The 26,355-nt window shown below is 34.2% G+C and carries 13 protein-coding genes and 1 pseudogene; 7 read left to right on the top strand and 7 right to left on the bottom strand.

The genetic code is table 11. The annotated features are described in order from the left end of the window. The 5 genes from Q1B37_RS08170 to Q1B37_RS08150 all read left to right on the top strand — a co-directional run. On the top strand, window positions 1-7,807 hold a 7,807-nt coding region (locus Q1B37_RS08170; protein WP_299897654.1), incomplete at its 5' end, for a hypothetical protein. A gap of 10 nt (window positions 7,808-7,817) precedes the next feature. Further along, window positions 7,818-8,537, top strand: a complete 720-nt coding sequence (locus Q1B37_RS08165) for a hypothetical protein (RefSeq protein WP_299897652.1) — start codon at window positions 7,818-7,820, stop codon at window positions 8,535-8,537. A gap of 33 nt (window positions 8,538-8,570) precedes the next feature. Then, complete coding sequence (locus tag Q1B37_RS08160) at window positions 8,571-18,461, top strand: DUF6443 domain-containing protein (protein WP_299897650.1); 9,891 nt, start codon at window positions 8,571-8,573, stop codon at window positions 18,459-18,461. Further along, window positions 18,424-19,062 carry a hypothetical protein gene (locus Q1B37_RS08155; protein WP_299897648.1) on the top strand — a complete coding sequence of 213 codons (639 nt, stop codon included), beginning with the start codon at window positions 18,424-18,426 and terminating at the stop codon, window positions 19,060-19,062. The genes Q1B37_RS08160 and Q1B37_RS08155 overlap by 38 nt, the downstream gene beginning before the upstream one ends. 183 nt (window positions 19,063-19,245) lie before the next feature. Then, window positions 19,246-20,292, top strand: coding sequence for a tyrosine-type recombinase/integrase (locus tag Q1B37_RS08150; RefSeq protein ID WP_299897645.1), 1,047 nt, complete (start codon window positions 19,246-19,248; stop codon window positions 20,290-20,292). A 148-nt stretch (window positions 20,293-20,440) separates the two neighbouring features. Here Q1B37_RS08150 and Q1B37_RS08145 read toward each other — a convergent pair whose 3' ends face one another. The 4 genes and pseudogenes from Q1B37_RS08145 to Q1B37_RS08130 form a co-directional block, all read right to left on the bottom strand. Continuing rightward, window positions 20,441-21,079, bottom strand: coding sequence for a hypothetical protein (locus Q1B37_RS08145; protein WP_299897643.1), 639 nt, complete (start codon window positions 21,077-21,079; stop codon window positions 20,441-20,443). A gap of 9 nt (window positions 21,080-21,088) precedes the next feature. Next, window positions 21,089-22,192: pseudogene (locus Q1B37_RS08140) on the bottom strand (hypothetical protein); the annotation flags it as partial. Between the two features lie 218 nt (window positions 22,193-22,410). Further along, the gene (locus Q1B37_RS08135; RefSeq protein ID WP_299897640.1) at window positions 22,411-22,695 is read right to left on the bottom strand and encodes a type II toxin-antitoxin system RelE/ParE family toxin; all 285 of its coding nucleotides are present in this window, start codon (window positions 22,693-22,695) and stop codon (window positions 22,411-22,413) included. Next, window positions 22,688-22,927: a type II toxin-antitoxin system ParD family antitoxin gene (locus tag Q1B37_RS08130; protein WP_299897637.1), complete on the bottom strand. Its 240-nt coding sequence runs from the start codon at window positions 22,925-22,927 to the stop codon at window positions 22,688-22,690. The genes Q1B37_RS08135 and Q1B37_RS08130 overlap by 8 nt, the downstream gene beginning before the upstream one ends. 298 nt (window positions 22,928-23,225) lie before the next feature. Here Q1B37_RS08130 and Q1B37_RS08125 point away from each other — a divergent pair, with 298 nt between their 5' ends. Both Q1B37_RS08125 and Q1B37_RS08120 read left to right on the top strand, forming a co-directional pair. Beyond that, window positions 23,226-23,678 (top strand): hypothetical protein, encoded by a 453-nt coding sequence (locus tag Q1B37_RS08125; RefSeq protein ID WP_299897634.1) that lies wholly within the window; start codon window positions 23,226-23,228, stop codon window positions 23,676-23,678. A gap of 86 nt (window positions 23,679-23,764) precedes the next feature. Next, entirely contained in the window at window positions 23,765-23,899 is a 135-nt protein-coding gene (locus Q1B37_RS08120) for a hypothetical protein (RefSeq protein WP_299897631.1), read from the top strand. 366 nt (window positions 23,900-24,265) lie between these two features. Here Q1B37_RS08120 and Q1B37_RS08115 read toward each other — a convergent pair whose 3' ends face one another. Genes Q1B37_RS08115 through Q1B37_RS08105 form a run of 3 tightly spaced genes read right to left on the bottom strand, consistent with a single transcriptional unit; the run spans window position 24,266 to window position 26,295 of the window. Beyond that, complete coding sequence (locus tag Q1B37_RS08115; protein WP_299897629.1) at window positions 24,266-24,829, bottom strand: RsmD family RNA methyltransferase; 564 nt, start codon at window positions 24,827-24,829, stop codon at window positions 24,266-24,268. 1 nt (window position 24,830) lies between these two features. Continuing rightward, window positions 24,831-25,667 carry a DUF3822 family protein gene (locus Q1B37_RS08110; protein WP_299897626.1) on the bottom strand — a complete coding sequence of 279 codons (837 nt, stop codon included), beginning with the start codon at window positions 25,665-25,667 and terminating at the stop codon, window positions 24,831-24,833. Further along, window positions 25,636-26,295: a hypothetical protein gene (locus Q1B37_RS08105; RefSeq protein ID WP_299897623.1), complete on the bottom strand. Its 660-nt coding sequence runs from the start codon at window positions 26,293-26,295 to the stop codon at window positions 25,636-25,638. Before Q1B37_RS08105 ends, Q1B37_RS08110 begins: the two co-directional genes overlap by 32 nt. Window positions 26,296-26,355: the final 60 nt, after the last annotated feature.

Raw genomic sequence — 26,355 nt, 5'->3', positions numbered from 1 at the left:
CGAAACCGAAACAGTATCTGTAACAGAGAATGGTTCTATAACCTTAAGCAGTACTGCGCTAACGAGTGCTAATAATAGCTACCAGTGGTATAAAGATGGAGCTATCATCCCAGGAGCAACGGCTAAGGATTTAGTAATAGCTAATGCTACCGCGGTAGATGCAGGAGTCTATCATTTTATAGCAACTAATAGTATTGTTACTGGACTTACCTTAGAAAGAAATCCAATTACCCTAACTATCGCTGAAGATACATGCGGAGTTTCTGAAGCTGAAAAACAAGCATTGATTGATTTATACAATAGTACAGATGGTGCCAATTGGACCAATAATACCAATTGGTTAACAAATGCTCCTGTATGCGATTGGTATGGAGTAGTAGTTGAAAATAGTAAAGTTACTAGGCTTCTTTTACAAAATAATAATTTGACAGGAGAAATTCCAGTTAGTATTGGTAATCTGATTTCTATTGAAATTTTGAGTTTTCAGTCTAATAACTTATCAGGAGTAATTCCTAATGAAATTGGAGACCTTCAAAATTTATTATTTATCAATTTTTTTGAAAATAGTTTAAGCGGGTCAATACCACAAAGTATTGGAAACCTTACAAACCTTAAAGGGCTTCGTTTATATAGTAATGAGCTTTCTGGTATAATACCTTCTGAGATAGGAAATCTCACTTTGTTGGAAAATTTAGAGCTTTATAAAAATGAACTTACTGGGATTATTCCTGTTTCTATTGGAAACCTGATTAATTTAGAAGTAATGGATTTAGAAGGGAATAATCTAGAAGGAAGTATTCCTAGTACAATCTCCGCTTTAAAAGAGTTAGTTCGTATCAGATTAAGCAATAATAATCTTTCTGGTACGATACCACAAGAAATAGGTTCATTAGATATTATCACTTTACTACTTTCTAATAATCAATTTACAGGTTCCTTGCCGTCTAGTTTGCAAAATCTACGGCGATTACAAAACTTGGGAGTACGTCAAAATAGGCTATCAGGTGACCTTCTTGCGAATATTGAAAATATGCCTTCAATAAGTTCTTTTAGAATTGATGATAATGAATTTGTGTTTTCTGGTTTAGAGGAGGATTTTACAAAATACCAGACGGTATTAAGTGCTAATGGATTTTCTTATTCCCCACAAGCCAAAGTAGATCAAGAAGAAACTATTGAAGTACAATTAGGAGGTTCGGTTACTTTATCCACTACACAATTAACAAGTCCTAACAATACCTATACTTGGTATAAAGGAACGGATGAATTGATACAAACTACCTTACCACAGATTACAATTGACAATATTACAGCTGCAGACCTTGGCGAGTATTATTTTACAGCTACCAATAGCATTGTAACAGGGCTTACTTTAGAGAGAAATAAAATAACGCTCGTTTTAGGAAATCCAGATTCAGAAGATTGTGATATTCTGGAAGGAGTGGTAGATGGTAGTTTTGAGCAGTGTGCAAGTGTAGCAGGTATAATTGGAACTGAGTTAACAAACAATGATTTATCTTGTAGCAGTTTTGAAACACCAAATAATCTGATGTATTCTTGGACAGTAGATCAGAATAATCAAGGTGTTTTAGGAGAGATAACTAATTTAATCCAGCCCTCTCCAGATGGAGGTGCATTTGCATCTTGTAGAGTTTATCAACAACAGAGTTCATTTCCCTCAATCATACTTTCCGCTTTAGAAAAAGATATAGAAGCACTAGAAGTGGGGGCGGAATATGAAATCTCCTTTTATCAATCAAATGGTGGATATTTTGGAGCAACTACAGAATTCGAAGCTTCTTGGAGAGTTTCTTGGGGTGATGGTTTTGGAGGATCAGGTATTTCTCCAGCAATGTTAGTTAAAGGTGGAATAGGTGGTAATACAACCGAAGCCCCTAGTTGGGATTTGGTGAAACTAATTTTTATCGCAACAGATGAAACTTTGAAATTAAAATTCACACCAGTTGTACCGGCACATAATAACGTTGATAATGGTGTGTTAACACATTTATTAATTGATGGAATAAAGATAAATAAAGTTGATGGTTGTAATGATGATATTACAGAACAACGTTTCTGTGGAGCGTATGAGACAGAACCTACTATTGGAGACTTAGTATCTCCTATACCCAATACAAATGTAACTTGGTATGCTTCTGAATCAGCGAATGATGTATTACTACCCGCAACCATATTGTCGGATAATACAGTGTATTGGGCTGGTTCTACTGCAGATAATTCTCTACCAAGAGTAGGAGTTCTAGTAATTTTGGAAAATACATTCCCAGCAGGACCTGCTACTCAGGTTTTTGAGGCTGTTAATAATCCAACGGTGGCAGATCTTCAGCCAAATGGAACAAATGTCCAATGGTATTTATCTGAAGTTGGAGGATCGCCTCTTAGTAATACTTCCGCATTAGCTGATAATACTAAATATTATGCATCAGAAAATAATGGACTATGTAGATTAGAAGTTTTGGTTACAATTAACACTTCTGGTGGAGGAGATGATTGTAATCTATTAGATGGAGTAGTAGATGGAAGTTTTCAGGATTGTGCATTGGTAGCAGGATCTACGCTTACTTCAAGTTATAACAATAATATTCAGTGTGGTTCTTGGGAACCCTTGGGAGCTGGAGAAGGAAACCCTATAGATCCAAATGCTGTTCCTAGTACTTGGATTGTGGATTTGAGTGGTTCAGCTGGTTTAAACCCTGTAATATCTACTGAAGTAAGACAATCACCAGATGGAGGAATTTTTGCTTCTGCATTAGTAACTCATGGACGAGGATCATCTAATGTGATTAAAAGTCAAGGATTTAAAACTACATTGAGCAATTTAGAAATAGGAGCAACTTATACGGTTAGTTTTTACCAATCTAATGGAGGTGGTTTTGAAATTACAGGAAATCCTTCGGTTCCAAATATTGAAAATGTTTTAGCGAATTGGAGAGTGTTTTTTGGAAATGAAGTAAAGAATAGTGATCTTATTCCTATTCAGTCAATGGCAGATATTTCTTCTGCTCCTGTTTGGGAAAAACAGGAAATTACCTTCGTCCCTACAGAAACAGAACAAGAGTTAAGTTTTGTCTCTTTTGGATCTTTAATTAATGTAATTGAAACGGTATTTTATTACAATCTTTTAATAGATGGAATAAAAGTTACTAAAGTAGGAGAAGACTGTACAAATGATATTTCAGAGCAACGTTTTTGTGGAGAGTATGAAACATTACCCACCGTTGGAGACTTAGTATCTCCTATACCAAATACAAATGTAACTTGGTATGCTTCTGAATCAGCGAATGATGTATTACTACCAGCAACAGTATTGTCCGATAATACAGTGTATTGGGCCGGTTCTATAGCGGATAATTCTCTTCCAAGAGTTGGGGTTCGAGTAATTTTGGAAAATACATTTCCTACAGGACCTACTACGCAGGTTTTTGAAGCTACTAATAATCCAACGGTTGCAGATCTTCAGGTAAGCGGAACGAATATTCAATGGTATTTATCTGAAGTTGGAGGTTCGCCTTTATCTAGTACCAATTCATTAAGTAATAATACTAGATATTACGCATCAGAAAATAATGGTCTTTGTAGACTCGAAGTATTAGTAACTGTAAATACTTCAGGTGGAGGAGAAGACTGTGATGTTTTAGAAGGTCTTGTAGACGGAAGTTTCCAAGATTGTGCTTTGGTAGCAGGGGCTACTACAGAGTCAGATCCAAATAACAATATTGGATGTAGTAATTGGGAACCTTTTAATGGACTATCAGGTCCAAGTACCTGGATTGTAGACTTAAGCGAAGAAGAAGATAATCCTGATTTAGGCGATCCTGATATTATTATACTACCAGGTGATGGTGATGTAGTACAGATGAGTAATTTGGTTAGGCAATCACCGGATGGCGGAATCTTTGCTTCTGGATTAGTTTCATACAAAATCTCTACTGGAGAAGGTCAAGGTTTTAAAACTACATTGACCAATTTAGAACCAGGAACAGAGTATACGGTTAGTTTTTATCAATCTCATGGAGGTAGTTTTAATGATCCTTTTGGGCTGTCTATTTTTGCAGATACAAAATGGCAAGTGGTTTTTGGCGCAGAAACAAAGGTGAGTAATGCAATTGCTGTTTCACCAATTACTGACATTTCAGCAACACCAACTTGGGAAAAAGTTGAAATGATATTTATTCCAACAAGTACAGAACAAGAAATTTCGTTTTCAACTATTGGAGTTTTAAATGCAGATAGACCTACGCCAGATATAATAAGTTATCATCTTTTAATAGATGGAATAAAAGTTACTAAAGAAGGAGAAGACTGTACAAATGACATTGCAGAACAAGAATTCTGTCTTTCTGAAGGAATTCCAACCATCAATGATTTAGCATCTCCTTTTCCAAATTCTATCGCATGGTTCGAGAATGAGACTGGTGGCGCACCACTTCCTTCAGCACAACAAATAACAGAAACAGTAGTGCTTTGGGCAGAAGGTAATTCGTCAAACCCAAGAGTGGCGGTAAGAATTGTTATCAAAGAAGGAGAAGATTGTTACGAAAATCTTGTTCAGGAGTTTTGTGCAGATGAGGGGATACCAACAATTAATGATCTAGCATCACCTTTTCCAAATTCTATCGCGTGGTTCGAAAATGAAACTGGCGGAGCGCCATTACCAGCAAGACAACAAATAACAGAAACAGTAACACTTTGGGCAGAAGGAAACTCTTCAAATCCAAGAGTTGAAGTGCAGATTATCATCATAGAAAATTGTAGTGGGATTGCTATTCAACGTTTCTGTATCCTAAATGGAGATATTACCATTGGAGATCTACAATCTCCCTTTATTGATAGCGATGCAAATTGGTTCCTAACAGAATTAGATAAAGCACTAATCTTGCCAGAATATGTAATACCTGAATCTGGAACTTATTGGGCTGAATCGATAGAAAATCCTTCGCTTCCAAGAATTCCGATCAATGTAATTCTTGATGATCAGATTCCGTTTGGCGATACAACACAAATTTTTGATGTAATGAATGGACCTACAGTAGCGGATTTACAAGCAACAGGTGCTAATGTTCAGTGGTATTTGTCAGAGAATGGAGAAATTCCTCTTATCAGTACTATACCACTAGTAAATAATACTTATTATTATGCTGCAATAGGAAATAGTCCATGTAGGTTACGTGTTACAGTTGTTATAAATGGGGTGGTTGATGATTGTAACTTGCTGGATAATTATGTAGATGGATCTTTTGAAAATTGTGAATCTATAGCGAGTTCTTTCGGACATAATGGTAATGTTACTTGTGGACAATGGATTAATGGAAAGGGATCCGCAGACACTTGGAGTTTTCCTTTTAATGTAATTCATAGTGGTATTGCAGATAACGTTCAGCCTTCACCCGATGGAGGTGTTGCTGCAGGTGCTATTGCGAAATCTTTGGATAGATTAGAATTAGAATCATTTTATACCAACCTCGATGCGCTTAACATAGGGGAAACCTATAGAATTGAGTTTTATCAATCTAATGTTACTGGTAATTTCAATCCTACAGAAGGACTTGAGCAGGCAAGATGGAAAGTAATTTTTGGAGATCAAACTCAATACTCTGAGTTTATGGTCGTAACTGAAAACCCAGTATGGCAGAAATCAACACTAGAATTTGTTGCAAATACTTCGCAAGCTAGATTAGAATTTAATGCTTCTTCCACTAATATTACAAGGTCTACAAATTATATATACATGTTAATTGATGGGATAAAACTAACACAATTAACTGGAGAAGGTGCTGAGTGTAACGATGATACTGTTTATGATACGCAAAGTTTCTGTAGCATGTTTGGCGATCCAACAGTGGGTGATTTATTGCCACCTGATGGAGCTACTGATGTAGTTTGGTATAGCAGCCAGGTGGGTGGGAACCAGTACTCTCCAGATGATCTTCTTTTAGTGGGAATAAACGGAATCCTTTCAGCAAATGTGTATTGGGCAGAAAGTTCTCAGTTTATTGGAAGAAAACCCGTTCGTGTAATTATAGATGAAGGAATTCCGACTGGAAATACACTCCAGTTTTTTGAAACTTCTGATAATGCAACTATTGCGGATTTACAAGTGACAGGTACTAACGTACAATGGTATGCGTCACCTTTTGATCAAACCGCGTTGCCACTTGATACAGCACTAACAAATGGATATACTTATTATGCCGAACATAATGGTTTAGAATGTAGATTAGCAGTAGAAGTAGAGATAGAGTTGAGCGAATTCGATGTAGATGGAATACAAATTTTGTGTGCGTCAGATGAGCCAACAATTGCAGATCTAGTTGCAGTACCTTCAAATGCTTCTTACACTGTGAATTGGTATGATTCTATAACCGCTACAACGCCATTAAGTCCTGATACACGAATAGAAAATTCTAGATTTTATTTTGTAAGCCAGTCTAATGGAAATACAGAGTCGGAAAGAGTATCTGTGTATGTTTCGATCATATCAGTACCTCCTCCTTTTGGAGCTTCAGTCCAGACCATATATACAAATGATGGAGCAACGGTAAGAAATTTAATAGCGATCGGTGTAGGAGTGCAATGGTATGATGGAGATGGAGTAATACTTTCTCTAGACGAACCTCTGGAAGATGGAGGAATTTATTATGCAGATCAAACTGATATTTCTGGTGTTTGTAGAAGTGCAGAACGTTTAGAAGTGCGTGTACGAATTCTACCAGAATTAGCACCGCAATATTTTAGCTGTGAAAAATTTAGACCTAAACCTGGCTCAAAATATGTAGTAAGTGGATGGATAAGGGAGAATGGTGTTAAGATTGCATCTACAGAAACAAAAAATTATTCGGAGATTAGTGAACTTTTTGCACAGCTTTTAAATGAATTAAAGGAGATTATTGTTACGCAAACACCAGTTCCACCTGTTTATGTGCCTTCACCAGAAGATAGAGCCTACGATGCCTTAGTTCCTTATATTAAAACAACAGGTATTAATAACCTCACCATTTATAACCTTAAACCGGTGAAAGAGGATCAAGGTGGTTTTGTGAGAACAGTAGGATTCTCGTTTTCTTTTGATGAAGAAGGACAAACAACGTTCACCTATAAAACTCCATTAAATAGTTTTACTTCAAACAATATCTATTATAGTTTTCCAATAATTGGAAATGAAGATGCGATTGATATCAATTTTACCGGATTACAAAACTGTTCACAAGGTTTATGTGTAAATACAGTATTCACCTATAGAACAGTTATAGTGATTATTCCGATTACTATAAATTATGACCAAAGTGTCTCAGTGACAAATGTTATCAAGGAAAATGTTGATTTCAATACATATGTTCCAGATCCAGAGTATCAAGTTATGGATTATATGAAATCATTATTAAAAATCACCTATACGGATAGAGAAGGAAAGGAATTAGAAGAAGGTGCTACTATTAGCTTGAGACCTAAAGGAAATATCATTGATGGATGGCAACGCATCTCTGCAGATTTCACAATTCCGAATAATGCAGAGTTTATGACAATCTCTCTACAAAGTGAAGATAATAATCTAAATGTATACTTTGATGATATAAGATTCCATCCTTTTGATAGTAATATGAAAACTTTTGTATACGATCCTGAAACACAAAGATTACAATCAGAATTAGATGAAAATAACTATTCAACATTCTATGAGTATGATATAGAAGGAGGTTTGATTAGAGTGAAAAAAGAGACCGAAAGAGGAGTATATACTATTCAGGAAACGAGATCAGGAAATTCTAAATTAAACAATAATGATTAAACATATGGATATGAATAACTTTAAAAGGTATAGTGTTCTTGCACTGATGGTGCTTCTTCCCATATGTTTTTATGGACAAGAACCAAAAGATGTCGTATCAATTATAGAGAAGACAACTAATTTTTATGAAAATACTTCCGTGTATAGTGTAGCGATTAAACAATCACTGTTTAGAGGAAAAACTGGGGCTAAGGTCTATGAAAGTTATAACGGGAGTTTTGTGAAAAATCAAGGATACTCAAAACTGGTTATGCTAAATTCAGAGGTGATTCAATTTCCAGGAGTTAGTCTCATCATTGATAATGATAGCAAAGCGATAGAATATAGTAAAACCCCAAGAGGTCCTGCAGCTCCAATAGATATTAAAGGTTTTCTCGAATATTATAAAGGAGAAGAATTGCAGAGTAACGAAAAACAATGGATTTGTGAATTAAATGTACTTCCTGCTGCGTCGTTTGTTCCTTGCGATAAAATTGTATTGTATATAAATAAAGAACATTACTTCGTAGATAAACAAGTTTTGTTTTTAAACAGGGAACTGCCTTTTAAAACAGATGGTGGGCAAACAGAGCAGGATTTTGGACGTTTTGAAATCATTTTTACCCATGATCTAACGGTTTCTAACGCTAAAAAGGATAAACAAAGTAATTACATACGTAAGAAAGGGAATACAATTGTTCCTGCCGAAAAATACAAGGAATTTAAGATAGTTGATCTATCTAATAATTAAAATATAAATAGGAATTTTCACTATAGGAAAAATATGAATACGAAAACTTTACATAGCAAATTCTTCCTCCTTTTATTGTTGATTGGATGTATAGGTTATGCACAGAATGAAGATATTTATACTGCCAATCAGTTAAACGATATCATTACCAATGCTAGTGCTACCATTGTTTTTGAAGAATCAGAATTGCCTAATGACAATATCATAGATGAAAACCCTATGACCTACATTGCCTTAAATGTAAATGAGGTATTAGGAGCAGAATCTTGGTTTACGTTTTCTATGGAATTGGAAATTACACCTTCCTTTCCTGCAGACGCTGTTGCAGAGACAGTGGTTTTGGAAGTAGAGAGCAATAATATTCCAGGTTCTGGAGGAAGTTTTACAAATATCAATAAACACTTATTAAGAGGTATCTATGGAGCTTCTATTAGAATTCTAAACACTACGTTTAAAAATGTTGATAATGATACTCCAGCTCAGGACAATGCTACTATTCCTGATAATGTAACGCTTACAGTAGGTTTTGATGTAAAGCGTTATCGTAATTTAGATCCTTCATTAGCTCCATCTGTAACAATACCAACTCCTCAGGATATAGCGGCAGCAGATGAAGTAAATTTACGTTGGACTCCAGTAGAAGGGGCAATTAGTTATGATGTGGAGTGGACATGGGTGGATAGTTACTCTAAAGATTTTACAACGCCACAACCACCAACGGCAATAGATTTTTCTACCAGAGATTTTGAACTAGATAATACCAGAATCCAAACAACCGAAACCAATTATTCCATTCCATTGATCTACTCCAAAGGATATATCATTTTTAGAGTACGTGCGGTAGGAAAATATTTAGAAAATGTTACCAAATATAAATATGGAAGATGGAGTAGTGGATTTGAAAATAAAGAAAAAGTTGCTGACTGGGCTCCGTATTTTGTAGAAGTGGTAGAAGATCATGAAAACAACAAAAACTGGCAATTTCAAGCCAGTTATGCAGAAGAAGGAAAGAAAAAAGAAGTAGTAAGTTATTTTGATGGAACTTTAAGAAATAGACAAACGGTTACTAAAATTAATAGTGATGATAATGCCATTATTGGAGAAGTAATCTATGATTCGCAAGGAAGACCTGCAATTGAAGTATTGCCAGTTCCTGTGAATGAAAATAGAATTAGATATTATGAGAATTTTAATGTAAATGAGTTAAATGCACCTTATAGCTATCAGGATTTTGATACAGAAGATAAAATCTCTCCTAATGAAGTAAAGACAACCGGAATGTCTTCATCTTCTGGAGCCAGTAAATACTATTCTGGTGATAATGATATCGCAAGCATCTTTAGAGATCGTATTGCACAAGCTAGCGGAAAACCATTTTCACAAATAGAATATACATCCGATAATACAGGACGTATTAAAAGAAAAGGTGGTGTAGGGTCTGACCATCAATTGGGTACTAAGCACGAAATGCGTTACTACTACGGAAAGCCAAAACAAAAAGAATTAAATAGACTTTTTGGATATAATGTAGGTAACGAGATACATTATAAGAAAAATGTAGTAATTGATCCCAACGGTCAATCGAGTGTAAGTTATATAGATCCACAAGGAAGAACAATTGCTACTGCATTGGCAGGCGGAAATCCAAATAGTTTAGTAGCATTAAGAGACGAAGAATTAAATAAGTTACACGAAGAACTAGAATCAGACCTTTTTGAAGACCCAAAGAGTAATACTTTATATTCTACAGGTAATTTTGGTGAATTGTATGATGCGAAGTTTTACGCATCTCAGCAAGTGAATGCGGCAGATTTTACCGATTATTTCTTTGATTATGAATTAGGCGTTGCTGAGTTGCGATTCTCATACGAATGTGCAAATGGAACCAATGCCTATCCTTATGTCTACGATTTGCAGTTAGATGTAATGAATGATACAGGGGAGTCTTTATTACCAAATACCATAAATACTACAGTAACTTCAGAAAATGGATTAGCACTGTTCTCATTAGAAGAAGAAGTAGAAGGTATGGAAGCAGGTTCATTCGGAATAGCGAAGCTTCTAAAAATCAATAAAGAAAAACTAGAAGAGTTTACTAACGATTATATTGCCAGAATTACGGATTCTACGAATGTTGATTGTTATCTAGATCCATCGCCATTTTCTCCTGAAGCTAGTTTTAACGGATGTTTTATAGAAAGTAAAGAAGATTGTTTAGATGCCATTCTTTTAGGACAAACAGTAACAGGTGCGAGACAAAATTATATCAAAGAGCAAATAGCTGGGTATGAAGATTTTTCTACTGATGAAGAATTAGCATTATTGGAACAACGTTTTGCCAGAGAGTTCGATTTGTTAATCGCGGCTTGTGAGGATGCATTTGGAACCGATGGTATTATTACTGATGGAACCGATGAAATTGATGAACAGGATGAGATCATTAGAAACTCTATTTCGTGTAGTAATGATACAGATGCATTAATACAGGATATGAATATCGCGGGTCAGTACGGAATGCGATTTGAAACAGAAGTTGAAGAGAATCCGCAATGGGACGCATTAGAAGATTTAAGTATTTTCAAAGACAATAACCTTTTATTTAGTGCCAACGGAAATACTTGGAGAAATCCTTTCCACTATGAAAAAGATTTAGGATCAGATTCAGGACATTATTATGACGAAAATGGGTTTATTAGTTATATCCGTGTTAAGTATGATAGCGAGAATGAGACGTATGAGCCGGCGTTAATTGAAGATGTAGATTTTGATCTAATCCCAACTGGGCAGGAAGATTATTATAATGTAGAACCACAGTATGTAGAGTTTGCCAGCGTTAATGAATTAAAAAGCTATTGGCAGGATTCGTGGGGAGAATCATTAATCGTATATCACCCAGAGTATAAATATTTAGAATACTCTTTCGCGGTTTGTGCAGAGATTAGCGCTATTGGCAATGCAAGAATGAACAGTGATGGTTTTAATAATTATATCATGGGGCTTCAAACCTATGAAGATGCAACAGCAGCAGGATTTAATATTTTTGCCAGGTATAATATGCTGGTAAACAACGATCCTTATTTTAATCAACCGATACAAGCTATCGATGAGAATAATTCCAGTTCTAGTTATATTAATAGAAGAGCGTTAATGGAGCATGCCTTAGAAACAAATTATGATAATTTCGGGACCTTTATGCTTCAGGTAGCTTATAATACAGCAACTTGTAATAGTGTATCCTCTTGTGGTAACGGATTTAGTAATTTTGATGATTTGAGTGACTTTTTGGCTAGTTCTTCACTTAATGCAGATGATAAAAACAGAGTTTGGCAACGATATAGATCGTATTATCTGGCACTAAAACAAAAGATTCAGTTTGTATTGTCTTCTTTATATGCACACAATAGCGGATTTTATAATACCTGTATCGGTGTAGATGAAGCACCAGCATCCTTAGTAGCAGTAATCTCTGATTATCCACAATCTGGAGCAATTAATGGGTTGTTTAGTCAACCTGCTAATAATTTATGTAATTCCAATGGAAACGAATTATACATAGAAAAGGAGAAACGTTTCCCACCAATTGATGATTTATACAACTCTGGACAAGATTCTGGAGATGTGGTTCAAGAAACTATAAATCAAGCCAATTACGAATACTATATCAATACAGGTATTTGTCCAATGGCTAGAGATATGGAGTTGTATCTAAACGGATTGGCAACAGAATTAGATGCCAGTAATGAACCAATTTCACTAGTAGGTAGTAGAGACTATAAAGGACAGTATTTAAGTAAAGATTTATTTGAGGACCTTGGAGGAACGCTTCCTGTAGGTGCTTTTGATGTGGTAGGAACTCCAAACGGAAACACTTTATCTATTGCTTTTAATGGAGGTACTCCAACAACCTTAACAATAAGTGAGACAGACGCTTCTAATTATTCTTGGAGCGGATATAACAATCAATGGTATATTACCAGATTGACTAATATATTTTATCAAGAAGATCCAAACAATACAAACACCGAGACTTTTGACTTCCAAATTTTGGCACGTGTACAAGGAACAAATGAAAGCGAAGGTGCTTTCGAAGAAATCATACTTTCTGGAACTACGAGAGCTAGAATCGGAAAGTGTTCTATCAATAATTCTGGTAATGATGTGGGTCAGGATTTAGGTTCTGGAGCAGAGGGAACATCCGTTTTTAATGATTGTGATAAGCAACCACGTTTCAAAGCAGCTTTGATTAATTTAATGAATGCTTTGGTGCAGAACGGAAATATCGGAAGTACTGATTATGAAATCACGAATCTAGATGCTTATAGAGACAGTTACTTGCCAGAGTATTTCGAAATTCCCGTTGGAGAAGACGTATACTGGAATGTACTGGGTAATACGTGTTATATAGAAACTGATAGCGAAACGCATCTTACCTACATACTAGATGGCAACTTACCTGCTGGATCAGATTACACGATAAGTGGACTATTTATTGGTGAAACTATCAATAATTTCACAGGAGTATCAAATGTAGCAAACCTTACATATTTAGACGCTAATTTCTCTAAGGTAAAAATAGAAGGAAGAATTTTTAAAGAAGCAAAAACATTACTTAATTTCTCTTGTTGTGGAGTAGTGGATAATCCTGGTGATCCAGATGGTTTTCCAACTTGTGATCAAGGAGCGACAACCTTAAAACCAGAGGCGGCTTTTCATTTTAAAAATTTAATGAATGCTTTAATAGCTAATGGAGATTTTTATGGCACTGCAAATTTATCAGCTTATCCAGAGTATAATGAGTTTTTACAGAAATTCTTACAGGCTAATTTAAAATACTCTTGTTCTATAAATGGATGTGATTCAAGCCTTGATAACGTTGATTACTTTGATACTAGTAAGGTTACTTGGAGTGGAAACACACTTAATAATGATAATGTTCAATATATAAAATATGATAAGTTACATAGTTTTGGATTCATTTATCTTGAGCAGGATAATGTACAACCTTTTGTTAATATTAAGAATATTCGAACGTTCGATTTTAGAGATAATAATTCTACTACAGCTGGACCATCTTCGGAAATCATCGTACAATACGAAAATAACAACGGGGATCTTGTAGACTACTCAAGATTTTCTTTCGTTCAAGATCCAAAGGGTGATAATGAACCTACCTATTATCAGTGTGATCTGTTTGATATACTAGATGAAGAACCAGACGATTGTTCAGGAACTACTGTTTTAATAGATGAGTCTTTTGAAGCTATACAGAGTTTAGAATTTTCTAATGGTGGTATTGCTACTGCACTTAGAAGCACTTTTCTTGATGTGATTCCAGAGTTTACCGCATCACCTTTTGGACCTCTTGCTTATTGGAATACTAATGAAAATACTGTTATTGTCAGTGATCATCCCGCAAGTCCGGATGGTGGTGTTTTTCTCGGTGTACCAGGTAGTAGTATTCAGGGCATTAGTGGTAGCTTTTTTACGGAAATTGATATTATAGCTGGGAGAACTTACAAAGTTTCATTTTATCAGGCTTATGGAGGGCATAATTATGAAACTGTAAATCATCCCATATCAGAAGTAGGAGATCAAAGTAATTTTATAATTACATTGAATGGACAGGTTAGAAATGCTCCTACAGTTACTTTTAATGGTTTTGGTAATCAAAGATGGGGAAGAGTAGAAGTAAGTTTTATTGCTAATGAAACAAAACAGAATGCGGAATTAAAGTTTAGCGTCAATGTTATACCGGATAAAGCAAATTATTTAACAATCGACGGTATTAGGGTAGTAGAATCTTGTGGAGATATTCTTCAGCCAATACAACCTGATTCTCAATCATTATTTGCTAAGAATTCAGACTTTAACACTAAAGCGCTGGGAGACGAAGAACAAGAACCCGGTTCTTGTGTACCATGTATTCCAGAAACGGTAAAACCTGTGAGTTGTACAGATGCCTACGAGTTATTACAAACAGTAGCGGATGGTATTGATGGATATAACTTGCCAGAATTGTATACATTAGAATATTTCTGTGACATCCGATATGCAATAATCACAGAAGATTATAAATACTATATAGATAAATTAAGGATCAGTTCAATCGAGAGTTTACAATTCTTAACCATTGCAGAGTTTGCATCTTCCGGACTTAATTTTGGTAGTAGTTCCACACAAGGAGTTATTGATGAGTACGTTGTTCATGTAAATCCTGATCCTGCAAATGCTGATAGTTGGGTTGATTTTGTAGGCGAACTTATTGCAAATAATGAGCTGCCATGTTCGCAGCCTCCAATAATAACTGTTGTGCCTGATATAGAGGTAGATATCGTGGATAATGATACCGATTGTGAGGAGTTTATCCTAAATGTTAGCGAAACCTACAATGGGGATAGTTATAACAATTTCCTAGATGCAAAACGTTTGGCATTTAAGAAAGCATATCTAAAAGCAGCGTTACAGAATGCGAATGAGACTTTTACTATGCGATATTTTGATAAAGAATATCAATATACCTTATACTATTATGATCAGTCAGGTAATTTAACGCAAACGGTACCTCCTGCAGGGATCGATAGATTTACAAAAGAAGAACTAGATGCGAATGGTATTCATGCACAAATTAATGCGCATAGGCTAGAGGACAGAGCCACTGAGAATCCTGCATTATTACCAAAACATAGGTTGGTTACTGAGTATAAATACAATTCTCTAAATCAATTGGTATGGCAGTATACTCCAGATGGAGGCGAAACACGCTTTGCTTATGATAATTTAGGAAGAATTATTGCTTCCCAAAACGCTCGACAAAAAGAAGACAATACCTTTAGTTATACAACCTACGATCATTTAGGGCGTATTACGGAGGCTGGAGAGATGATCCCTAAAGTGGATATCGCGATAGAAGAAAGCACAGGAAAGCTAGTATTCTCATCTACTCCGGATAATGATTGGGTGCCTAATAAAGTATCGGATAATTATCCTAAAAATGTTTCTGATAATCAGATAGAGGTTACTCGAACGATTTATAGTACTCCGGTATTTAATGCGGCTACGATCTTTAATACCATTACTGGTACCAACGATGATCAGGTGGCGAATTCCAGAAACAGAGTTACTGGTATCTATTATTTCGATACTGTAGAGTCAGGAACCTTAACAAGACAATATAATAATGCGATTTTTTATCATTATGATATCCACGGAAATGTAAAAGAGATTGTACAGCATAATAAACAAATGGCGATCGATCCTACCAACAGTATTTCTGGGATTAAGAATATCGAATATGAGTATGACCTGATCAGTGGTAATGTACAGCGTGTAGTGTATCAAAAAGGAAAACCAGATCAGTTTATCCATAGATACGAATATGATGCGGATAACCGTATTATCAATGTACAAACATCTGATGATGATATGATCTGGGAGCAGGATGCTACCTATCAGTATTTTGCACACGGACCTCTAGCCAGAACCGAATTAGGACAGAGCAAAGTACAAGGTATGGACTATGCCTATACCTTACAAGGTTGGTTAAAAGGTGTAAACTCAGAAAACCTTACGCCAGATGCTGATATGGGTGGTGATGGTGCTGTAGGATCTGCCGTAGCAAAAGATGCGATGGGATATTCATTATCCTATTACGGAGAGACAGATCCTCTTACCACTAATGGAGATTATACTTCTGTGGGTAATACAGCTACTAGTGCCTTCTCTAATGGCAATAGTGTAGGTAAAAATCTTTATAATGGTAATATCAAGCAAATGATTACCAGTTTGATAGATAATGATGAGTCCATGCTAGGATTACAGCGTAATGAATACGAGTATGATCAGCTAAATCGTATCAAACAAATGCAAGGGTATGATGGTGATGGTAATGAAAATTACAAGACCACCTACGATTATGATAACAACGGAAACTTAGAAAAGCTAACCCGTACGGATCATACAGGTACGGTAATGGATAACTTTACCTATAACTACAATGAAGAAGCTACCGAAGATCCAGTACGAGAGAAAAAGTATAAAATCTCTAACCAATTGCGATCTGTATATGATGATCCAAGTATCGATGCCGTATATGATAAAGATATCGATAGCGGACAAGATTTAGACAATTATATCTATGATGAGATCGGTCAGTTAATAGAAGACAAAGCTGAAGGTCTATTGATCGAATGGCGTGTAGATGGTAAAGTAAAGAAAGTGACCAAAAACGATGGTACTACGATTAGTTTTGGATATGACGGTTTAGGAAATCGTATTTCTAAAACCGTAATGCCAGAGAATAAGACTACTTTGTATGTAAGAGATGCACAAGGGAATACGATGGCGGTATATGATACCTATTCTGATGGAATACCAAATCCAGAGATCAATCCTGTAGAGTTAGACCAAAAAGGTGAGAGTATTACCGATGCGCAAGACTTTAAAGCGGTAGATTTAATTACTGTGGGTAGTACAGATGAAGAAGTAGTGGTAGAAGCAACGGCAACCGTAAGCTATACTGCTGGAAATGGAATTACCTTACGACCAAATACACACTTAAAATCTGGAGCAGATATCGTAGCGAAGATTGCACCAGTAGAAGGAATGGTAGGTAATGAAGAAGGTGTATTTTTAACAGAACATCATATCTATGGTAGCAGTCGATTAGGATTAGAAGAAAAGCGTATCAAAACCACCGATGAAGCTGCTGAGGTAGCTACTACGTTTACCAATGGAGTAGGAGATAAGCGATATGAGCTAAGTAATCATTTAGGAAATGTATTGAGTGTAGTTACCGATCGTAAGTTGATTGATACGGAGAATTTAGCTACTTTTACAGCAGACGTTCTTGCATATAATGATTACTATCCGTTTGGGATGCTATTACCGAATCGTAATGGAAATGCCTCTGAATATAGATATGGATTTCAAGGACAAGAAAAAGATGATGAAATCAAAGGAGAAGGGAACTCTGTAAACTTTAAATACAGAATGCATGATCCTCGTATAGGGAGATTCTTTGCGGTAGATCCGTTAGCAGATGAATACTCTTATAACTCCCCTTATGCTTTTAGCGAAAATAGAGTTGTTGATGGTGTCGAATTTGAAGGTGCAGAATATTTACCCGCTGATAATGTTGATAAATTAAATAATGTAGTATTTGATATTTGGAATAAGGAAGGAATTTTTGAGATGGCTTTTGAAACAGTTGAAGTTCATGGAAAAAAATACTATTGGTTAGGTTATGATATTATGGATTTAGAAGGTAACAAAATTACTACATGGATAGATGATGCATCTTTTCATTCTTCAGAATTTAAAGATTATCAAAATTATATTAAAACAAATGCGAGTAAAAGGAAGTTTGTGGGTCCTGTAGCATATATGAATGATATAGGATATGGTAGTCATGCAGATAATAAACATGATTGTTTGACTTGTGTTAATAGAAGTTATGATGTTGTACTACGTGAGGATATACCTATTTATTCATTAGGACATAATCCAAATGGTTCTACAATGCTAGATCAATTGGAGATTTTAAATGACAAAGGTTTTGGTGGGGATCAATTTAAATATACTTTAAAGAGTCAAATGACACCATCTGAATTTATATCAACAAAGGTAGGCGATGTTCCACAATATGCATTCTTTGGTATTTCCATGAGAAATGCTTACCATAGTGCAACAATTGTAGTAAACAATACTGATCCTAACAATCCGACATTCAATATGTTTGATCAACATGGATCAATGTTGAATTTTGAGGAAAAAGATAAAATAGGAGGTATTTACAAATGGTTTGATGCAGATACTCTAGATCTTGTTATAGAAGTATGGACCAAATATGAAAGTGCAAGTACTGTTATTCAGCAAATAGAACATAAAAATGAAGATAATAATTCTGAAGATAATGGAGGTGGGTAATAATAGAATCAAATTATTAATTTGGTTTTGTTGTTTATTCTCTTACAATGCCCATTGTGAATCAAATTTAATGTTTAGAAATTCATCGACATTGCCGAAAGCAATATTGTCAAAAGAAAAGGACTCTATTAAGGAATATTTTAAGAAGATAAAATCCACTGTAAAAGAATCTAAGCTTATTAAATTAGATGATTTAGACCAAGAATTAGAATTTACAAATCTTCCTATCATTATTAAACTTTTGGAAAGAAAAATCATTGATTCCATTCCAAATGGAAAGATCATTAGTAGCAATTACAATTGTATTGACAAAAGAGACTCTTATAAGTTTCAAATAATGTTTTTTGATAAAGAAAATGAGGCTTGTGATACTTTTAAAATTTTGGAAGAAAAGGTAAATACTTCTTCATATTTTGAAAAGCCGTATAAATTCTTTTTTAGGAAGAACAATATGATTTTTTATATAACATCTGATACAAAAATCACCTGTTCAAGTAGAATAATTGAATACCTAGCAAAGCATCTTTTTAACTATGATGTTGAATATTCTTATCTATTCTATCACAGTAAAAGGAAAAGAAAACCCCTTGACATAGATTGAGTGTTTTTTGGATTTTAATTTTTATATAGGAATTAAAAGATAACTCATCACAAGTTTCACAAGTAAAGTGAAGGCATACAAAAGAGAAAGATCAAATAATAAAATGATTAAATGTTAGGCAATAGCATAACTAACAGTTACTTAAAAGCAAAATAGTATATTTGAGATCCCAAAATTAGCTTCATGAAAAAAACTACCCCAATCTTACCTTTGTTTAAACAGTTTATTCGAGATTCTGAGACTGGTAAGCGTTTAAAAAAGAATGGAACTAAAATCACCAAAGGTACTATTGATAATTATCGCTATGTGCTTCATAACCTCATAGAGTTTACTACCACTACTGATTTTGATTTACGTATTAGTGATGCCAGTAAACTAACCAAACGAGAGTTAGCTTCAGAAAAGAACTATTGGAAGAAATTCTATCGTAAGTTCTCTGATTTTATGTATAAGAAAGGATGCTACGATAACTATGTAGGTGCTAATATGAAACAAATACGTACCTTTTTTAATTACCTAAAAAATGAAAAACATTATAACACAGGTGATTTTCATAAATTACTGTATGTACGTAAAGAAGAGGTAGATATCCTCGTATTATCACCAGAACAATTAAAGTTCTTAATACACGATCAGGAGTTTCAGATGCTATTAACACCTGCAGAAAAAAGAATAAAAGACATTTTTGTGTTTGGCTGTACTACAGGTTTACGATTCTCAGATATCTTTTTGTTGACTAATAAGAACTTTGAGCTACAGAATGGAGAGTGGTACCTAAAGGTAAAAAGTAAAAAAACAAAATCGTATAGTGCTGTAAAACTACCAGGATACGCGGTTGATATTTACCAAAGATATAAATCCAGAAGTGTACGATCTTTGCTTTTTACACCGATTACCTTATTTAATTTTAATAAAACCTTAAAAAGCATTGGCGAGAAAGCTAATTTTACGGCTCCTATCGAACTTTCTAGAGAAAGACAGGGAAAAAGCTATAATGCATCTAAAAACCCGCAAAAAAAGCCCGAACGCTTTTGTGACAAAATGAGTTCTCATATGATGAGGAGAACAGCTATTACCACTTTATTAATTTTAGGAATGCCAGAACATCTGGTGCGTTCCATCAGTGGCCATAGTGCCAATAGCACTTCTTTTTACCGTTATGTTCATTTCGCACAATCCTATGTGGATACAGAAATACAAAAAGTACATAGTAAATTAGAAACATATTAAACTTTCTTCTATACCTCAAAAAAACAACAAAGCCACTAAAATAGTGGCTTTGTTGTTTGTATATTATTCTCAGTCTATAATCGCTCGCGCAAGTTTGGAACTTAAATCCAAGCTATCGGGTAAACATCTGATAATGTATTTATTTAATCTATTTTAATTGATTTTTGATATTGTTCAAATCAAAAAAATCCGTATCACGAACAAATTCAAGTAATAATTCCTTTATTATTGTTTTTTTTTCATTTTCATGAATAGTATTATGATTATCAATCAAGGTAGTAATCACCAAGTGTTCATATTCTTTAAATGAAGTTATTATGTCTAAAACATCTCTAATCAAAGAATTATCTTCCTTTAATTGATTCAGGAATAAATCTAGATTTGATGATAAATAGGTTCTACAAGCGATAACTAAAGGTTGTTTTATAGCTTCTTGTTTATTACTCGGAACAAAATGAATAAAAGGATCAAGCCTAACAGTGTAATTAACTTTTTCATCAAAGGCGGCGTATCCATTTAATATTTCAAACAAGTTATCAAAAATAATTTCTTTTTGAGTAAAACCGCTCATTCTTATTGAATTACAAAGAAAAGGTAGTATGTAAAATGCTCCTTCTGATAATCTTCTATCTGAATATAAATGACTTTCAAAATCCCATAAACTCTTTTCATTAACTTCTAAATCATTAAATCTTTGATTAATAAAAGCGCAATTATTCCGAACACCATTTATATTTTTCCAATCTATACTCCTTAGAGTATTTAAAAAGTTATAATAAAACTCCATAAACTAAAATTAACCACCTACTTTATCACCGATGGTATTTGTTCTCTTTTCATTAGTTGCTCCATCTGATTTGAATTTAGTGTTTTTTTCCGGAAAAGCCTCTCTACCAAACTTTTCCTCGCATCTTTCACATACAGGAATTACCTGATCCTTTCTTGGCCTCAATGCCTGAGTAAATTTTATATCTTTAACATTTCCTCCCAATTTATCTACCAACTCATCATATACTAAATCCTCAGCACAAGAATTACATCCTTGAATATCACCTGCATATTTAACTCCAACTGCAACTTCACCTGTTTTTTGATTATATGCTGAAACAACAGTCACAACTCTTTTTCTTTCTTTGTTTGATTGCTTCAATATTTCCCCATATATCTGATCTCTAGCTAGTACCGCATCCGAAAGAAAATCTGATGAATTCTTAAAAACGATTGGAACGTATTTTCCTCCTAGTTTCAGAACAGCACCACTTGCGAATGGAATAAAAATTGCTGCTGTATATGATCCTGCAGATACATAATCATCTCCTCTTTTGGTGATTGAAGCTTTACCTGCAAAGTAGGCAGCTAATAAAGGATCTCCTATTACATCAACACCAGGAATAGAATTTACTGTTTCAGCAGTTATTTCCAAAGTGGTAACTCCTACTTCAGCAACATCTATAACTCCATCCGCTAATTTTAATCTTCGCTCTAATTCCAAACGTTGGGGATCTATAGATGGATCTTTTTCTAGCGCAATTTGATTATGCATGTAATCGGTTGTAGTACTTTCTCTAATCTTCTTTACTCCACCCCAAAGTTGTTTTTTCAATTTAGCTTTTCCTGCTTTTGCAGCCCAATATATCTGAAGCCAAGCAGACTCCCATTCTGCTCCTTCTAATTCTACTCCATCAATAACTCTATTCTCAGAAAATGCAAATGGACTATTATGAGGGTAACTTGCTGATAAAGGATCTAAGCTTAGAAAACGTCCAACTCTAGGGTCATGCATTCTAAATTTAAAGTTTATAGAATTCCCTTCTCCTTTGATTTCATCATCTTTTTCTTGTCCCTGGAAGCCGTATCTATAATCTGAGGCATTTCCATTACGGTTAGGTAATAGCATCCCAAACGGATAGTAATCTAAACCATGGGTACATCAGTATATATAAGAACTTCTTGTTTTTGTTATCAGATAAAAACAACCCTTTTGTGTAAAAAAACAGCAAAATTTTACTCGCTTTTTTTGGTGTTTTTTGGTTGTTGTTTTTTGTATTTTATGACAACAATTTTTTTTATAAAGATACTAAACTCATTGATATGTATTGTAGATGATATTGTAATATATCACAGTTCGTCTAAATGTTGTCTTCCTATTATTGTCATTATTTCCACGACACCTTCGTACACTCTAAAATAAATGCTATCCACTCCACACACACAACGTCGATACCCTTTTTTTATAATATCTACAGATTCGAAAGAAAACGGTCTCTCTGCTATCATATCAAAATACTCAAAAAACGAATCAAAATATTTGCCCGCTTGAGTTATTCCAAATTTATGCACTCCGTAATGATGAATACGAATTAAGTCGTTTTTAGCTTCATTACTTAATCGATATTTAGTCATTCAGTAAAGACTTAGACTGTGCTAAAATAGCCTCCTTACTGTCATTAGTAAATCCACTTTTTTCAGCTTTTTCTAATTTAGTACGAATCCAATCAACTTGAACTTGTTGTTTCCGCGCTTGTCTTATCAAGTCATTTACCAATTCACTTTTACTAGAGTATTCCTTATTGTCTACCTGAGATTTTAACCATTCGTCATTTGGTTTTGTGAATGATATACTTTGCCTAGCCATAATTTTATTTTGATGTAAAAATACACCATATCTGTATCAATAGCAAATTCCAAGTTTTATAGATAATGTATGTTCTAGGTTTACGTCATAGAAAAAGGTATTGGCAGAACTTACTTAATTGTGAATAACTATGCATGCATTGTTAATAAATTGTGCATAAAATTATTTTGTATTATTTTTTTTGTACATTTAGCCTGCTTAACATTTGATCTTTATATGATTATATTTCAGAAATGAATGAATCATACGGTAAAAACAAGTCATGAATCGTCATTAATTTAAACTGCTTACCCCTATAATGAACAACTACAAGCTCACGATTATTGGATTGGCACTGTCCATCTTCGTTTATTTTACCTCAGTTTTTTTAGAATTAGACATTTTTAAATATATCCTAATCGCACTTTCTAAGATAGAACAGTTGCGATTCGATGAATTAATTCTTCCTTTCTTAATTTTTGGAATTTTCTTAGCACTAGATGCACGCAGGCGTATCAAAAAAATAAAATTAGAAAATGCAAAACTTCAAATTTATAAAGCCATGCTATCTTCTAGCCATCATATCTTAAATAATTTTATCTATCAGATGGATATTTTCAAGATTACCGCAGAAGATACTCCTGGTTTTGATGCCAAAACACTAGCGTATTATGAAGATATTATTAGTAATACTTCGGATCAGATACATTCATTAAGCAATCTGTCGAGTATCGATGAGTATTCTATACGCACCAGCGTAATGTCTGCTTAAGGTAATAGTTTCAGATTCAATTTCGTTTTCTTTTTACTAGTGTAAGTATCGATTATATTTGCCGACTTTAGAGCAAAAGTATTTGTATGGACATTATCGATTACCTATTGGGTAGAGGAGGGTTTGCTATTTTGGCGTTGATTGTTGTTGTCATTCTACTATACAATAAGATCAAAGCACGTAGACAGTTTGGAGTATCTAATAAAAAGAAAAGGAAGTAAGTTTTTGTGATATACAATTTTGATGAGCTTCATTTAATACTATAAAAAGAGGATAAGAAAACTAACTTGTCTTCGATACAATTTTTTGTCAAAAATCACTCTGACCGACGTGCGTTTTCGTTTTTAAATAATTCTCGATTGATCTGTCCATGACATCATTAAGTGGTATTTTATTATGGTATATATTTATCAAAACGTCAGTTCGAGTTATTTTTCGCAATGAGAATGGAGAAAAATTGTATCGAGAACAAGGATTTTTATATCGATACGATCTTTCCAAGACAAATCACACTTTTAAACACGTATTAGGATATTTATGGATAATTAGAATTTTCTCCTTTGAAGTAGGATAGAGGAGAATGTTTTTCAATCTTGATTATCGTCCTCAACTGAAGCATTTTCAAAAAAGCTAAAAACAGAACCTCCATACTTTCTCGAATTCCTAAAGTTAGGAAGGTCTTCTAAGGATGTGTGCTTAGAATGTTCTATAATTAACACGCCATCATCATTGAGTAATTCGTTTTCAAATACTAACGCTGGTATTTTGGCAAACTCTTCTACCGTAAAATCATAAGGAGGATCAGCAAAAATAATATCAGACGTCCTTTTCACTTTCTCTAGATAGTTATATACATCACTTTTGATAGTATCTATGGAAAAATCAAGCTCTTTAGCTATACTTTTTATATATCCTACGCATCCATAATGAGCATCTACTGCAGTAATATGTTCGGTTCCACGAGATGCAAATTCATAGCTGATATTTCCCGTACCGGCAAAAAGGTCTAACAACGTAACTTCAGAAAAAGCATAATGATGATTAAGAATGTTAAATAATCCCTCTTTTGCCATATCGGTTGTAGGACGTACAGGTAGTTTTTTAGGTGCTTGTAACCGTTTTCCTTTATATTTTCCTGAGATAATTCGCATATTAAAAATGACTTAATAACAAATAGTGTTCATGTTCATGAATGGTTGAGATTTCTTCTGAAAGATTGATAAGATTACTTCTTTTTCCAAAACTTATATGTCTAATATAAGTATATGCAATAGTGTAGCAACTACTTCTTTCCGTAATGTCTCCTAAAAAGATAAGTTCAAACTCTTCTGGGTTTAACCGAAGTTGTTCTGCTGCAAACATTACATAATATAAAAAGTCTTCTTCGTTTGCGTACAGATACGAGTTGGTTAATAATAGTTTACCTTTTGATGTAATGACTAAATCAAAAGATGCAGCATTCATATGAGCATATATTTTAGTACTATCGCTATTTTTTTCTTTAGCTAATAAAGTGTCCACTAACATTGTAGCGGCATGTCTATAGGTAAAAGTACCAAAGGTGTCGAAAAAGAAATTATTGATGTTTGCATAGGGTACATATACTATGATGATATCATGCTGGTGTAATTCGTCATAAGCAATAAAATCATTTTCTAATACCTTGATATTGTATTTTAAGTATTCTTTGAGCTGTTCCTCATCAAACAAGGCTTTGGGAACACAAGTATATAAGTCATTCTGATAAATAACTTCTACACTTTCGAAATCATTGTTGAACTTAGGATGGTGATCAAATACATATTTGATTTTATCCAGTACCTGTTCTGGAGACAAGTGGATCCCGAAATTATCTTGCTCTAAGGCAATGATTTCTTTTTCTGAATTTGCGATACAAAAAGAAAGTCCATTCAGGCTAACCTGAATGGACAATGTATGTTTTTTATTACCAGAGGTGTTACTCTTCTGTGGTTGTAACGTTGGTGTCATAAAGTTTTGGCCAGTTTCCTTTAGTATTAACTTCCTGCATAGAACCTACTGACAAGAATGGTCCGTTTACCTCTTCAACAGAAACAACTTGCTTTTCCTGAAATAATAGATCTTTATCAAGGTCGTGTAATAAAACTTCTTTCGCTACTCTTGCTTCGAAAACACTTACACGAATACCATTTTTATCAATGAATCCAGCATCTAATTCAAAATTAGCTTCTTTACCTTCTACAGGAACTTTCATCATATTCTTATAACGATCACTTCCTTTAAATAACGAATCTTTTACAGAAGCATAACCAAGAGTATCTACTACAACAGTATCTTTTGGCTCATCAATTTGTAATATTTTATTAAATCTTACAAAACTTGAATCTCTACGCTGTGTAAGGGTAAATTTAGCAGTATCTATAAAAGCAATTAATTTAGTTGGATCTTTTTCGAATCTACCAACCACGGTTTTATGAGCTAATTCTGCTTGTCGGATATCTCTTAAGTTTTCAATGGCTTTTGCGTAACGCGCTTCTTTAATTTTATTGAACCTTACAGGACCCATTACAGAATTAAATACCAGGTATCCTAAAACTCCGATAACTACCCATAGAACTAATTGAAGAACAATTTTCATTTTATAATTTAGCTTTTAGACATTAGTGTATACGCAAATCTACAATTTTTTTTTAATCGT

The sequence above is a fragment of the uncultured Aquimarina sp. genome (assembly GCF_947492965.1).
Classification (GTDB): domain Bacteria; phylum Bacteroidota; class Bacteroidia; order Flavobacteriales; family Flavobacteriaceae; genus Aquimarina.
This window is presented reverse-complemented; position numbering and strand designations above follow the sequence as displayed.

What these genes read in the sequence shown, in the direction of transcription:
- Q1B37_RS08110 (WP_299897626.1), bottom strand. Translation starts at nt 25,667, where the DNA reads ATGACACCAACGTTACAACCACAGAAGAGTAACACCTCTGGTAATAAA.
- Q1B37_RS08155 (WP_299897648.1), top strand. Translation starts at nt 18,424, where the DNA reads ATGAAGATAATAATTCTGAAGATAATGGAGGTGGGTAATAATAGAATC.
- Q1B37_RS08130 (WP_299897637.1), bottom strand. Translation starts at nt 22,927, where the DNA reads ATGGCTAGGCAAAGTATATCATTCACAAAACCAAATGACGAATGGTTA.
- Q1B37_RS08105 (WP_299897623.1), bottom strand. Translation starts at nt 26,295, where the DNA reads ATGAAAATTGTTCTTCAATTAGTTCTATGGGTAGTTATCGGAGTTTTA.
- Q1B37_RS08125 (WP_299897634.1), top strand. Translation starts at nt 23,226, where the DNA reads ATGAACAACTACAAGCTCACGATTATTGGATTGGCACTGTCCATCTTC.
- Q1B37_RS08150 (WP_299897645.1), top strand. Translation starts at nt 19,246, where the DNA reads ATGAAAAAAACTACCCCAATCTTACCTTTGTTTAAACAGTTTATTCGA.
- Q1B37_RS08160 (WP_299897650.1), top strand. Translation starts at nt 8,571, where the DNA reads ATGAATACGAAAACTTTACATAGCAAATTCTTCCTCCTTTTATTGTTG.
- Q1B37_RS08115 (WP_299897629.1), bottom strand. Translation starts at nt 24,829, where the DNA reads ATGCGAATTATCTCAGGAAAATATAAAGGAAAACGGTTACAAGCACCT.
- Q1B37_RS08135 (WP_299897640.1), bottom strand. Translation starts at nt 22,695, where the DNA reads ATGACTAAATATCGATTAAGTAATGAAGCTAAAAACGACTTAATTCGT.
- Q1B37_RS08165 (WP_299897652.1), top strand. Translation starts at nt 7,818, where the DNA reads ATGAATAACTTTAAAAGGTATAGTGTTCTTGCACTGATGGTGCTTCTT.
- Q1B37_RS08120 (WP_299897631.1), top strand. Translation starts at nt 23,765, where the DNA reads ATGGACATTATCGATTACCTATTGGGTAGAGGAGGGTTTGCTATTTTG.
- Q1B37_RS08145 (WP_299897643.1), bottom strand. Translation starts at nt 21,079, where the DNA reads ATGGAGTTTTATTATAACTTTTTAAATACTCTAAGGAGTATAGATTGG.